The sequence below is a fragment of the Corynebacterium sp. HMSC058E07 genome (genome assembly GCF_001809885.1).
GTDB classification, from domain to species: domain Bacteria; phylum Actinomycetota; class Actinomycetes; order Mycobacteriales; family Mycobacteriaceae; genus Corynebacterium; species Corynebacterium macclintockiae.
Genome location: NZ_KV799236.1, coordinates 1 through 12,840 on the forward strand (window position 1 = coordinate 1; position 12,840 = coordinate 12,840).

The following is a 12,840-nucleotide window of genomic DNA, read 5'->3' on the forward strand; positions in this document are numbered from 1 at the left end:
TTTCGCCAGTTTAACCTTTTGGTTTGCAGTGGAGTGTTTTAATATTCTCTTGCTTTCCAAGCCAGTCTCGTTCGTCAATAACATCTACATCGACTAGATTCCGCCAGCTCACGAGATGAGCAGATTTATGGCAATATGCACGTGCTGTAACCTTCGTCCGCATCCCTTTTGTCTATTAACCCTTCTTGTATCTGTGGTGTCCAGAGCGCTTTCGGGTTAAGGGTTAAAGTCCAAACTCATAAATCAAAGTGTGAAACTGCTAGCTATTTCACACTTTAATTCACACTTTGAGGTTCAAACTGTGAATGAGCAGGTAGTGAAAGTGTGAAAAGTGATCTAGACTGATCATCATGAGTTGGAATGCCGAACGTCTTGCGGAAATGATCAGGGAGCTCCGTGCCTTCGGGGACGACACGACTCTTGTTGAATGTAAAACCGCGGCAGGAGGTGTTCCGGAGAACATCGGTGAGACGCTATGCGCATTCGCCAATATGCCGCAAGCTGGCGCGATCATTCTTGGCGTTAGCGAGCGAAAAGGTTTTGAAGTCACCGGTATTGAAAACCCAGCGGAAATGCAGAAGGCGATCGCATCGGTCAGCCGGTCTTCAGTGAAGCCGGCCCCGCAGCTTGAGTTCTTTCACCACATTATTGACGGAAAACACGTTTTGGTGGTGGAAGTCACACCGTTGACACCGACAGAGAAACCGGCAAGGTTCAAGAACAAGGCGTACCTGCGTCAAGCTGACGGCGATTATCAGATGAACTCTAACGATCTAAAGATGCTAGAGCTCTCTGCGCTAACGGCTAGCCAACAAACGCACTTCGATTTTCAGATTGTTCATGGAACCGATACTGGTGTGCTCGATGGCGAGGTGCTAAGGAGCTTTATCGAATCGGTGCGCCAGTCTAGAACTCGCCTATCCAGGATTGACGATGACTCGCAGTTGCTCCAAATTTCTAACGTAACTGATAACCAGGGCAATCTTCGTTTGGGAGGTCTGTATGCGCTCGGTTATCTGCCTCAGTCAGTTGAACCTGCTCTTGGCGCAACTGTCGCGGTGAGGTTGGCTCGAGGTGATGGAATGGGGCGCCATAAAAATCTCAAGGAGATTGAAGGTCCACTGCCGGTGATGCTTGTGGAGATTATGAACTGGATTAGGCAAAACTCGGACACGGTGAGCAGGTATACGGAAATTGGCCATCTTGTCGATGAACCGGAGTTTCCGCCTTCGGCTATCCGAGAGGTGCTGGCGAATGCCCTGGTTCACCGGGATCTGGGGCCATCCGTGGAGGTGGGCAATAAAGTAGAGGTTCGAATTACGGAGAAGATGCTTGTAGTGGTCAGCCCGGGTGGTTTGCGTGGATTATCCGCATCCCAGCTGGAAAGCCCGGAGCTGACCAAAGCCCCTGTAAACAAGCGGCTTTATGAGATTGCACGCTATCTAAGGACGCCGGATGGTGAGCGCGTCATCGAGGGTGAAGGTGGTGGAATTCAAGAGATTCTCACTGCTACGAGGGAGGCTCGTTTGCCAAAGCCGCAGTTCATCGATACCGGTGTCACGTTTAAAGTGTTATTTCCCCGCGGTTCACGTTTCAGTGAGATCGAGGATAAATGGCTCGAGGATCTGCAACGACAAGGAAAGCGGCGTCTCGTTCCGATTGAAGAAGATCTACTGGTGAATCTACGTAGTCAGGGCGGGGCGACGCGGCAGCGCATCGTGCAGATGTACGCCCCGTTGGGCGAGAGAGCATGTCGACGGATGCTTGATCAGCTCTCGGATAATGGGTTCCTTAATTACGAAGACGGCGTCTATTACGCCGTCGGAGAGGAGACCGGTTCTGGCGATAAGGCGCGTCGTAAGAGCACGGACGAGCAGATTCTACGATCCTTGGGAAAGAACGTTCCTAAAGTTTATGAAGCCATTGGCTTGAACGGATCAGCGACAATGAAGGAGTTGCAGGATAGGACGAGTCTGTCTCCTGCGCAGGTCCGCTACGCCCTTGATCCACTCCTCGCACAGGGATACGTGTCCATGGTCGGGGGTCAGGGACGAAAAGCGACGGTTTACAGCCGCGAGTAGCGGTTGGAGTCTAAGTGTGAATGAAACTATGAAACGACTCGTTGAAAGTCGCACTTTCGTTCAGAGTTTGACACTTTGATTCTCAGTTTGATGCAAAGTCGGAATCCTTGAGGAGACGGCTAGGCACTTGGCACGCTCGCGGTCACCGTAGCCGCTGGATTCGATAACTTCTAGCGCAGCCTCGTCGCCGGTGATTTCGCATGGTGTTGCCCTTCGAATTCGACGGCGATGTCATCTAGATCAGACAGAAGTCATTCGGATTTTGCAGATTCTTTCGCAGCCTCCAAGCAGTCCTGCATGGTTAACTCGGGTCGCTTTCCAGCTGCCTGGTCGGCGAGCGCTTGGACATCTTCGGCAGTAGGCTTCCACCCCTCATGAACTCCGAGGGTTAGGGCTTCCGCGAGGTCGGCACGCTGAGCAGAATCAAGTGGTTGGAGTTGCTCAGGGAAGGCATCAGCCCACTGATCGACGCCTCGAATGGTGTTGAAATTGACGGCCACGTCCTAGTCCTCCATTCCGGTGGGTGTAGAACTCAGTTTAGTGACGGGGTGCGACATCCCAGTCGGTATGTCACTCGATAATCGAACGCTTGTCTGCCGGACTGCCTTGTAGCGAAAGGTCTGCGGGGTACCGCAAATCCCGCCAGCACTACCCAAACGTCAACGAGTAGAGCTCCACGCCCTTGCCAGCCCGCACGCTCAACTCACCCTGTTGCTGCTCGGGTTCGCGCAGGATATCCACCGTGCCATCCGAGTTGATGGGGAAGCGGCGGGTCGTGCCGTCGCCGTAGGTCACTGTGATCTCACCTCTGCCAGAGACCACCAGCTGCACGCGTCTGGCCTGGTAGTTCAGGTGCAACACCGCCGGCTCGTCGACCGGGCGGATGGACTGCTCCGCCAACTCCCACTTGCCCTCCAAGCTGTAGTGCAGCGCCTCCGGCTGCACCTTCGCAAACTCGTGAGTCCCGTTCTTGTACTCACCCGCGGGATTAGAAAAATACTCCGCGCGCCGCGTGCCCAAGTACGTTTCGGGGTTCCGCTGGCGGGAACTGGTGGCGTCATGAGAAGAATCCCCACCTTCCTCTACCGGCGAAGGCAGCTCGATGCCCGGATTGGCCGCCGACAGCAGCTCGCGGACCAGGCGTTCGGTCTCCGCATAAGCGCCTTCGCCCTCGTGGATCTGGCGAACCTTGCCCGTGTGATCCACCAGGTAATGCGCAGGCCAGTAGCGGTTATTGAAGGCACGCCAGGTGGCGAAGTTATTGTCCTGCGCGACGGGGTAGTGGATGCCCTGGTCGCGGATGGCGGCGGCGACGTTGGAGGCCTCGTGCTCGAAGGCGTACTCCGGGGCGTGCACGCCCACCACCTGCAGTCCACTATCCCGGTATCGGTCGTACAGCTTGGTTACGTGCTCGTTGGCGCGCTGGCAGTTGATGCAGGCATAGGCCCAGAAGTCCACCAGGGTGATGCTCTGCTTTCCGTTCACCTTCGCCGGATGGCGCGGGTCCACAGGCGTTTCGGTATTCTGCCAACCCTCCAGGCCGGCGAAAGCCGGCACCGGTCCGCAGTCCTGCAACCTATCGGGTGCAGCGGTCCGGCAAGATTCCAGGCTGCCGTCGCCTACGCTGCCACTGTTGCCAGCGTTACCCGCGCTACCGCCGTTGGCCTGCTGCAACGCGTTCCGGGTGCGGTCGGAAGCGTTGAACTTCTCCTGGGCACTTGAAGTCCAATCCGGCAGCGCCCGCTGCAACGCCGCCGGAGCGTTGAACGCAATCGCCACTGCCAACACGATCACCAGCGCGCCCGCGCCATAAGAGATGCCCTTGCGGTGGGAACGCACGAAGTCCGCCCGCGTGCCGATCTGCTTGCCAGCCAGCGCGAAGAAGAACAAAGGGGTACAGGCGCCGACCGCGAAACTGACCGCCAGCACCACGTTGCCCCAGCCGATCTGTCCCGTCGCGCCCGCCACGGTCACTGCCGCTAGCACCGGCCCTGCGCAGGGCGAATACACCGCACCCAGCGCCAAACCGATGCCGAACCCGGAGCCGCCGCCCGTCGTAATCCGCTGGATCCACCCTGGAATCCGGATCCGCGCGAAGGGCCGTTCCAGCTGGTCACCCAGCGCGGGCCACAGCATGCTCACACCCACGAGCACCAGCAGCACCACGCCCGCCCAGCGCAGCAGATCCTTCGGCAACCCCAGTGCGCTGAGGATCAGTGTTCCCAGCAGCGTGACCAGCGTAAAGCTCAGTCCAATACCTGTCGCCACCAGCCACGGCTTACGTCGCTTATCCGCGCTGACCGCCAGCACGATCGGCAGCACCGGCAGGATGCACGGCGAAATGCCCGTCACCAACCCGCCGATCAACCCAATCAGGACGATGTCCCATCCCATGTTCTTGTGCTCCTTCTTCTTTCTTATTGACGCCCACCGCGTGCATCGCCGGGGCGCTCCTACAAACGAGTTATGTGAATGACTACGGAGCACTTGCGGGAAATGGATTGGAGAAAAATTTCTTTAGAAACTTCCAATCCGATGTTGGTGTTGGCTTCGTATGTACTCATGAAGCTGCCTTAGAAAGGGGCAGCGTGAACCAAGCATGTTGCACAAAAAGTGCACTCTGACCATTCCGAAGGAGCAATTAAGAATGAACACTCGCAAGACCAACCGTGGAAACAACACCCGTGCAACCGGATTCTCCGTCGGGCGCGCTGCCGTTGCAGTGGCTTTGACCGGTGTGATGGGCCTGGGTCTGGTTGCGTGCAGCGAGGACAACAAGGATGCCGATAAGTCCGAAACGTCTTCCTCTTCCGAGATGACCAGCGAAAGCAAGATGACTGAAGAGAAGATGAGCGACGATAAGATGACCGGCGAAAATATGACTGAGGAAAAGATGGAAGAGTCCGGCGCCATGATGTCCGACAAGATGGACGGCAAGATGGAAGACAAGGTGGAAAACATGATGGAGACCGACGAAAGCATGATGCCGGACCTGCAGGGTAAGCACAATCACTAGGTCTAGTCACTGGACGAAGCACAAGCAGTCTGCGTGACGCACTACGATGAGACCGGTGGCAGTAGTCGATAGAGAAACACTCGAGAGCTTGATGCTGCTCACCCAACAGGGTGATGCGGCAGCTTTCGCGCGCCTCTACGACGACATTGCCCCGCAGGTACTAGGCCTCGCGGTACACATCCTCAAGGACCAAGCCCAGGCGGAGGAAGTCGCCCAAGAGGTATTCATCGAAGTGTGGCAACACGCGGGCGACTTCGACCCAGAAAAAGGGTCGGCGAAAGCCTGGATTCTGCGCCGGACGAGGCTCCGCGCCATTGATCGCGTTCGAAGTGCCATTTCCACGCTGAAAAGGGATGACCGAGAGGCGTTCCTGGTGGCGTCCATAAAGAAAGAAAGCGTGGAAGACGAAGCGTTACGGAACGTGCAGCGCCACGCCGTGCGGACCGCGCTGGAGATCATGGGCGAGCCGCACAAAACCGCGATTCTGCTGGCGTATTTCGGCGATATGACGCACGCGGAACTGGCGGAAACCACCGGCGTACCGTTGGGAACTGCGAAGACGCGCGTGCGCGATGGGCTTCGGAAGCTAGAGAAGATCCTTAAAGAACAACGCGACGCACTGGCGGAAGGGGGTGCCTCATGAAAGACGAAAAGCCGGACTTTGGCGAACTAGAAGCCGACCTGGCCGGGCTGGCGGAACCCGTAGAGCCTTCGCCGAAGCTGAAATCAGACATTATGGATGCGATCGCCTCGGGCAAGTTTCCGCAGTTCGCGCCGGGTGAAGGTAGCGCTGAAAAGAGCGAAGAAAACAACGAGGAAAGCAACGTTGTGCCGTTGGCCAAGGCGGCTGCGGATTCCAGCGCCGCCGAGGACGAGTCGATCAAGCCCCGCGGCGGATTTGCGCGCGTTGGGTTCGCCGCAGCCGCCGCGGTCGTGCTGCTGGCCGGCGTAGGAATCGTAGGCACCACCACTGGATTGTGGGGGAGCTCCGGCGAGGATTCCAGCTTGGCGGAGAACGGTGCAAAGCAGCCTGCCGAAGGCGGCCAGGGAGACTCCCCGGAGGCATTGTCGGACGGCGGGGGCGCCGAAACGTTCATGCAGGGCGCGGAAGCGGAAGACCACATGCACTCCATCATGGCGATGGGGGATGCGCGCAGCATTTCGCTGAAGGCGGATGGATCCACGCTGGACGTGGTGATATCTGAGCAGATGGATTCCGGTGGCGCGATGGTTAACGGTGCGCCAGTGCTAAAGAACGGCATGGGCGCTCAGGTCTGGTCTATCGATAAACACGGTGCCGCCCGGTCGGCCGGCGTGATCGACCAGGACCCGCACGACAATGTATGGATGCCACTGCCAGCGGACACGATGATGGTGCGTGTCACCGAGGAACCGATGGCGGGCAGCAAGTCGCCGGGCGGGACGGTCTTGGCCGAGGGGAAGCTCTAGTTCCGCGTGGTAGTATCCCGTCCGCTGCAAGTACTGTGGATTAAAGAAATCCGATTCAGCCCCTTCGACGAATCCAAACCCCAATCCAGGGAGCCCCACGACTCATGAGCAGCATGACTACCACGTATCGCTACACCGACCCCTTCACCGGCACGCCGCAGACAATCGACGGCCCTGACGGTAAGGCGTACCTGCTAGTGGAACGTGGCGAGGAAGTTCGCGTCGGCGACCCACTGGAGTTCTACAACGACCACGACAGCGCCCGCGAGGCCGTGATGGCTCGTCTCACCGAGAAAGCCCGTTCGCTACAGGACTACGAAGAGTACTACGTCACCCACGCCACCCTGCGCGGTGCGTGATACTTGAAATCTTCATGCGTACAACACGGCAAAGGATTATCCCGGTTATACGGCGCCGGGCGAAGTGGGCTTCTTTAACAGCGCTTTCCCTGTCCTTTAATGCGGCCGCGAATGCGGTCGAGCTTTATGCGAATCTTTTCCCCGGTGTGCGCCTGAACAGGCGCCATGCCCTGGATCCCCGCCGTGGCTTCGCCATCATCGGCGCGGAAATTGGCATGTGGAACGCCTTTTCACCTTCGCTTCTACCGCACCCGTGGTGGGCCGTCGCCGGCAACGCAGCAACGTCCCAGGCAGTGGGGCACCTCAACGGAACCATCGTCGCCAGCGCAGCCCTGCCGGCCTTCCGCGCCTTCGGCCTGGATCTAAGGGAACTGGTGAACAAGCCCGGCTACCGAGAGGCCTACCGCGGTATCCACGGAGCCTTCACCCTGGCCACCGCCGCCGCGGCCTACCGCTTCTACAAGCGCCAAGGTGAATCTGCGGCACTGGTGAAAAGCCAGCGCCTCGGCGCACCCTCCGCCTTCGTCGGGGTCGCCGTCAGTACGCTTGGCTACGGCGCATTCCTGCTGCTCGGCGAGTTGCTGCAGTCCAGCTTCGACCTCACCAGGCATTCGCTTCGCCGGTTCGTCCCCGCCCCCGTGGCTGTGCCTGTGGCTGCTGGGGTGGTGGGCGTCATCACCTACCTCATCTCCGAAAAAATCCTGCTACGGCAGTTCCTAGAAAAATTTAACGAGAAGGCCGAGCTTGTAAACCGGCGCGTGTACTGGGGTTATCAGCAACCATGGGAGCCTGAGCGGTCGGGTTCCGTCTGGTCCCATGAACGGTGGATCGCGCTGGGTGCGCAGGGGCGCGTGCTGGTCGGCGGCGGTCCGCGGGCGCGCGACATCACCGCGGTCACGGGCCTGGATGACGTGCATGAGCCGATCCGTATCTACGGCGGCCTGGCCCCCGGACGCACGCTGGAAAGTATCGTTGAACTGGTAAAACGCGAGCTGCTGCGGACGGGCGCGCTGCACCGTTCGACGATCGTCATCCACACGTCTACCGGCACGGGTTGGGTGCCGGACTGGCAGTTGGATACCGTCGAGTTCCTCACCGGCGGTAACTGCGCGAATGTGACGATGCAGTACTCCTATGTGCAGTCGCCCGTCGCCTATGCGCTCGACCGCGATACCCCGGTGCGCGCTGCGAAGTTACTTATTGACGCCGTGTTTGAGCTGCTAGAAGGCATGCCGAACGCGCCGAAGGTGTTTGTGACCGGCGAATCCCTGGGGGCGTATGGCACGGCCGCAGCTTTCGACGGGCTGGAGGACATGCTGGCGAAAGTAGACGGGGCGGTGCTGTCCGGCGCGCCACGCTTCACCACAATTGTCCGCGACCTCACAGAGAAGCGCAGCGAGGGTTCGCCGGAACGGCTTCCGCTGTACGACCAGGGGCGCCACGTGCGCTTTATCAGCCATGCCGACCACCTGGACCGGGACTGGCGCGGCCAAGAATACGGCCAACCCTGGCAACACCCGCGGGTGGCGGTGGTGCAGCACGCGTCCGACGCGATCGTGTGGTGGGATGCCGAACTGTTCTGGAAGGAACCCGACTGGCTGCGCGAACCTGGCGCCCGGGGAGTGCCCGCGCCACCGACGCAACACAGCGATGTGGTGGATAAGCTGCGCTGGATTCCCTTCACCACTGGCTGGCAGGTCGCCATGGACATGCTGAACTCGAAGCGCGCGCCGGAAGGCCATGGCCATAACTACCGTGGGATCATGGTGCCGACCTGGGAGAGGATCCTCGGACCCGACCTGGTGCGCGTGCCGCTGACCCCAGAGCTGCAGGAGCAAATCACCGCTTGGATCACCAAGCACTCGCGGGACACGCGCCGGGAGGAAGACCGTTTCCTCGACCGCTTCGGCTTCGGCGTGGCGCGGGAGGACTAGCTGCCTCGGGGCCGCGACAAGCTTCCGGGGCTTGCTGCCAGAATCCTATTGCGGGGGGATGAGGTAATCGTCGATCGGCCGCGCAATCGCCTGCTTGGCGCGCTGCTCTGAAACCCCCAGCATGCGCAGCAGATCCAGCGCGAGATCATCCCCGGCGATCCGGCTATTCAACTCAGGGTCCTCGTGCAGGCGCTGACCCAGCATGGCGGAGGCGCCGAAAATGACGGCCGCCGCGGATTCGGTGCTGGCAACGTGGAAAGAGCCGTCTTCCACGCCCGCACTGATTCGCTCGCGCAGCTGCCGCACCAGCTCGTTCGGCATTGTGTAGAAATTGGGGGAGCGCCGCACGATGGATTTCGACAGGGTCGGTACCAGTCGGTGCGCGAAGGCTAGGATGCGGATGTTCGTCGCCGCCGCGTCGATGGAGTCTAGGTCTGTGGCATCGGCCAGGTCAAAGATGATTGCCAGGTGGTTCACCGCGTATTCGGCCACCGCGTCGAAGAACTGGTTGCGGTCTTGGAAGAAGTTGTAGAAGCTGCCGTTGGAGACCCCGGCCTTTTGGGTGATCGCCAGGATGGAAAGGTCGGTTCGTTCCTCGGCGATCAGCTCGATTCCTGCGCGCAGCAGCGCTAGCCGCGTGCGTTCCCTCCGCGTCCCGCCCTGTTCGCTGCGGTTGAAGATGGCCTGCATCCACGCGGCGGTATCGATGTGCTGTTCGCTTGTTCGCACGCGCGGATTCACCCCGTTTTTTCTTATTGACGCCTATCGTTCCACCCACGCCCCGTACCAGCGCCGGTGCCGTTATGGGGTGTGCATAGCTTCCTTTCAGATTAACTTACCGCCACTGTCGGCTACCCGAAACGTGCTCGAAAGCTACTCGAAAGCTACTCGAAACACATTTCGATCCTCTGACCTGCGATAAACAACGTACTCGAAAATCTTTCAAGTAGAATGTCGAGTTGTGACTGTGCAGCGAAACTTCCACAAGGAACCAAGCCAGCTTCTGGAACTCCCGGAAGATCAGTGGTTCGAGCGTAAATCGTTCCGCATTAAGCCCAAGGACTTGGCTAAAACAATTGTCGGCATGGCCAATGCCGAAGGTGGGGTTATCGCAGTTGGAATCACGGATCGTCGATTCGACGGAAGACCAACTGCCGGCCAAGATAATGCTCTGCGGCAGACTTCGCTGGATCATACCGATCCGACGGTTCGCGTCCAGATCGAGTTGTGCGATGTGGATGACCGTGCGCAGGTGTATCTTTTCCACGTCTTGCCCAGTGAACGGGTCCATTACCTGAAGTCGGGGGACTGCTTCCTGCGGGTCGGTGATGAAACAAAGCAGTTAAGAGCCGATGACATCCTGGAGCTTCGCTACACCAAGGGTGAGCAGCAATACGATGCGACAGTGCCGATGGGCGCCAATCCGAGTGACCTGGATATGGAATTGGTTGTGGCTTATGCCAAAGCTATTGGATCCTCTAGCGCCGACGATGCCTTAAAGGCGCGAAACCTGGTTGATCGAGAAGGCAATCCACGCGCAGCTGCGATCCTGCTTTTTGGCAAGAATCCCCAGGAGTTCTTTCCCAATGCACACATCAGGGTCCTGCGCTTCGGTGAGGATGAACGGTTGCCGGGAGAATTGCAGCAACTAATGGAAGACCAGCGTTTTGGTGGTCCGATTCCGCAACAGATTCAAGCAGCGCAGGATGCAATTGGTGAAATGCTGCCCAACGCTCGAAGGCTTACAAATGCCGGGCTTTTCGAGGACGAAAATCTGATCCCGCACGACGTTTGGCTAGAGGGTCTGGTCAATGCAGTGGTGCATCGCTCGTACAGCATGATCGGCGACCACATTCGCTTCGAAATCTATCCGAGCCGTATTGAGGTCTCTAGCCCGGGTCGATTCCCCGGCCTTGTAGATCCTACGAGGCCAGAATCCATTGCCCGGTTCGCACGTAATCCTCTGGTCGCACGCGTGACAGCAGAGCTTCGCATTGGTCAGGAGTTAGGTGAGGGAATTCGTCGTATGTTCGCAAGCATGCGTCGGGTTGGATTTGCCGACCCGGTTTACGCGCAAACCAGCGGAAGCGTAGTACTGACTTTGAATGCAATGCAGCGCTTGGATGCCCACGTTCTGGGTGATCTTCCTCGTCACTCCGCAGACGTGTTAACTGCTTTGGAAACGGGGGGTCGCCCTATGTCCACGGGAGAGGTGGCGGAAGCGTTGGGATTGTCGGCTCCTCCCGTGCGCCGCTCTTTGCAGGCTATGCGGGACGCGGGGCTAGTCCGATGGCGGGGGAATGGCCCACGGGATCCTCGCGCGGTGTGGTCTGTAACGGGGCCGCTGAGGTAGCTTCATGGCGTACTCGAAAGCTACTCGAAACGTACTCGAAACAAATTTCGAGCCCTTGACCTGCGATAAACAACGTACTCGAAAATGTTTCGAGTAGAATGTTAGGCGATGTGGCCCCCGAGTGTATCGAGTAGCGCGGCGGCTTTCACGAGCGTTTCCTGGTATTCCGCCAGCGGGTCCGAGTCTGCGACGATCGCTCCACCGACCCCGAAAGAGCACTCTTTGCCGTCATCAATGAGCGTGCGGATCGTGATGTTTAGCTCCGCCGCGGAATTGGGGGAGATCCAGCCGATCGCCCCGGAGTACAGCCCTCGTGGCTGCGGCTCCAGCTCCTTGATGATCTGCATTGTCCGGATCTTCGGCGCCCCAGTCATCGAGCCACCGGGGAAGCTGGCCTCAATCGCGTCGACGGCGCCAAGCCCCGCGCGGAGCCGGCCGGTAATCGTGCTAACCAGCTGGTGGACGTGCGAGAAGCTCTCCACCGAAAAAACTTTCGGGACCTCCACACTGCCCGGATCGCACACCCGTCCAAGGTCGTTGCGCAGCAGGTCGACAATCATCAGGTTCTCTGCCCGATCCTTCGGGTTGCTCTGTAATTCTTGACGCCCCCTGGCGTCAGCCGCTTGATCCTTCCCACGGGGGCGGGTGCCCTTGATCGGCTTGGCGGAGACTGCACCGGCCGGTGAGATTTTCAGGAACCTTTCCGGTGAGGCGCTGAGGATGTGCAGCGGTGCCTGGCCAGGGCGGTCGAAGCGCAGGAATGCGCCATACGGAACCGGGCTGACCTCGCGGAGGCGAAGGTAGGCCTGCAATTCTGGGGAGGCGGAGCCGGTGGCGGCCGCAGGGGACTGCCGGGAGGAGTGTTCGCTGGCCCCAAGGGCAGCGAGGTTACGCAGAGCCGGCCCGCGGGCAGTGTTCGTCAGGCAGACCTCGTAGCTATCGCCCGCGGCGATGTAATCCAGGCAGCGTTGAATGCTCGCCAAGTACTGCTGCTTCGGTTGGTCGAAGTGGAAGGTTGCTGCGTAGTCGGTGGGCGCGCAGTCGGTTGAAAGAGTGCCGCCCAGAGTAGCGACTGGGGCAGAGCCCAGGACGGGCCCGGAGACTTCATTCGCGATGTCCTGAACCGCCACGACGGTGGCATCCAGCCATTCCAGCTGCTTGGCGTGCACCTCGCGGGCCTTCTGCGGGGGCCCGTCAACACCCGGAAGTAGCGCCATCGCGTGGGCCACCGCGCGCTCGTGGTCGACAACAACCGCCCGGTCGGCGAAGAGCAATGCTGCATCAGGGTGGTCTTCCCGAGAACGGGCAATGTCCTCGATCCCGTAGCCCAGCGCACCCACCCAGCCGAGGGCGAAGTCGCATGGCCATTCTGCGGGGATCTCCACCGGCTCAGCGAAAGCGCTTCTGAGCTGCGCGAAGAACTCAGCCGAGCTAGCAACCTGCGGTAGCCACGTCCGCGCGAGGGGGCCAGCGCTGTTCGCCAGCACGCTGATCCTGCCGCCGTTACCGGAAGAGTCCAGCCAGGTGGCGGTGGGGGCGTCATTAAATAAAGACAAAAAGACCCGCGACGCGACACTTCCGGTGATGTCCCGAGAATCTGCCGACGGTAGCGGGATCGTGCGGAAAGTGAGGCGGCGCGGGGTCATGT

11 protein-coding genes are annotated in these 12,840 nt (G+C 59.5%); 7 read left to right on the plus strand and 4 right to left on the minus strand.

The window, feature by feature from the left end:
- Positions 1 to 350 precede the first annotated feature (350 nt).
- Positions 351 to 2,081: an ATP-binding protein gene (locus HMPREF2678_RS00605; protein WP_034977998.1), complete on the plus strand. Its 1,731-nt coding sequence runs from the start codon at positions 351 to 353 to the stop codon at positions 2,079 to 2,081.
- Between the two features lie 251 nt (positions 2,082 to 2,332).
- On the opposite strand, the gene HMPREF2678_RS00610 is transcribed toward HMPREF2678_RS00605, so the two are convergent.
- Positions 2,333 to 2,581 (minus strand): hypothetical protein, encoded by a 249-nt coding sequence (locus tag HMPREF2678_RS00610; RefSeq protein WP_070550512.1) that lies wholly within the window; start codon positions 2,579 to 2,581, stop codon positions 2,333 to 2,335.
- A gap of 148 nt (positions 2,582 to 2,729) precedes the next feature.
- A complete protein-coding gene (locus HMPREF2678_RS00615) occupies positions 2,730 to 4,475 on the minus strand; it encodes a cytochrome c biogenesis protein CcdA (protein WP_070550513.1) in 1,746 nt (581 codons plus the stop codon).
- A 253-nt stretch (positions 4,476 to 4,728) separates the two neighbouring features.
- On the opposite strand from HMPREF2678_RS00615, the gene HMPREF2678_RS00620 reads away from it, so the two are divergent.
- The 5 genes from HMPREF2678_RS00620 (at position 4,729) to HMPREF2678_RS00640 (ending at position 8,839) form a co-directional block, all read left to right on the plus strand.
- On the plus strand, positions 4,729 to 5,097 hold the full coding sequence (locus HMPREF2678_RS00620) for a hypothetical protein (RefSeq protein WP_246817847.1): 369 nt from the start codon (positions 4,729 to 4,731) through the stop codon (positions 5,095 to 5,097).
- A gap of 46 nt (positions 5,098 to 5,143) precedes the next feature.
- Entirely contained in the window at positions 5,144 to 5,740 is a 597-nt protein-coding gene (locus tag HMPREF2678_RS00625) for a sigma-70 family RNA polymerase sigma factor (protein ID WP_034966575.1), read from the plus strand.
- Positions 5,737 to 6,546 carry an anti-sigma factor gene (locus tag HMPREF2678_RS00630; RefSeq protein ID WP_034981400.1) on the plus strand — a complete coding sequence of 270 codons (810 nt, stop codon included), beginning with the start codon at positions 5,737 to 5,739 and terminating at the stop codon, positions 6,544 to 6,546. The genes HMPREF2678_RS00625 and HMPREF2678_RS00630 overlap by 4 nt, the downstream gene beginning before the upstream one ends.
- Before the next feature lie 104 nt (positions 6,547 to 6,650).
- Positions 6,651 to 6,905, plus strand: a complete 255-nt coding sequence (locus HMPREF2678_RS00635; protein WP_034966572.1) for a hypothetical protein — start codon at positions 6,651 to 6,653, stop codon at positions 6,903 to 6,905.
- Positions 6,906 to 7,051: 146 nt separating this feature from the next.
- Entirely contained in the window at positions 7,052 to 8,839 is a 1,788-nt protein-coding gene (locus HMPREF2678_RS00640) for an alpha/beta-hydrolase family protein (RefSeq protein WP_246817848.1), read from the plus strand.
- A gap of 45 nt (positions 8,840 to 8,884) precedes the next feature.
- Here the strand turns inward: HMPREF2678_RS00640 and HMPREF2678_RS00645 are convergent, their stop codons facing one another.
- A complete protein-coding gene (locus tag HMPREF2678_RS00645) occupies positions 8,885 to 9,568 on the minus strand; it encodes a TetR/AcrR family transcriptional regulator (protein ID WP_237744211.1) in 684 nt (227 codons plus the stop codon).
- A gap of 232 nt (positions 9,569 to 9,800) precedes the next feature.
- Between HMPREF2678_RS00645 and HMPREF2678_RS00650 the strand changes: the two genes are divergently transcribed.
- A complete protein-coding gene (locus HMPREF2678_RS00650; RefSeq protein WP_034992282.1) occupies positions 9,801 to 11,192 on the plus strand; it encodes an RNA-binding domain-containing protein in 1,392 nt (463 codons plus the stop codon).
- 101 nt (positions 11,193 to 11,293) lie between these two features.
- Here HMPREF2678_RS00650 and HMPREF2678_RS00655 read toward each other — a convergent pair whose 3' ends face one another.
- Positions 11,294 to 12,838, minus strand: a complete 1,545-nt coding sequence (locus HMPREF2678_RS00655; RefSeq protein WP_246817849.1) for an anthranilate synthase component I family protein — start codon at positions 12,836 to 12,838, stop codon at positions 11,294 to 11,296.
- Positions 12,839 to 12,840: the final 2 nt, after the last annotated feature.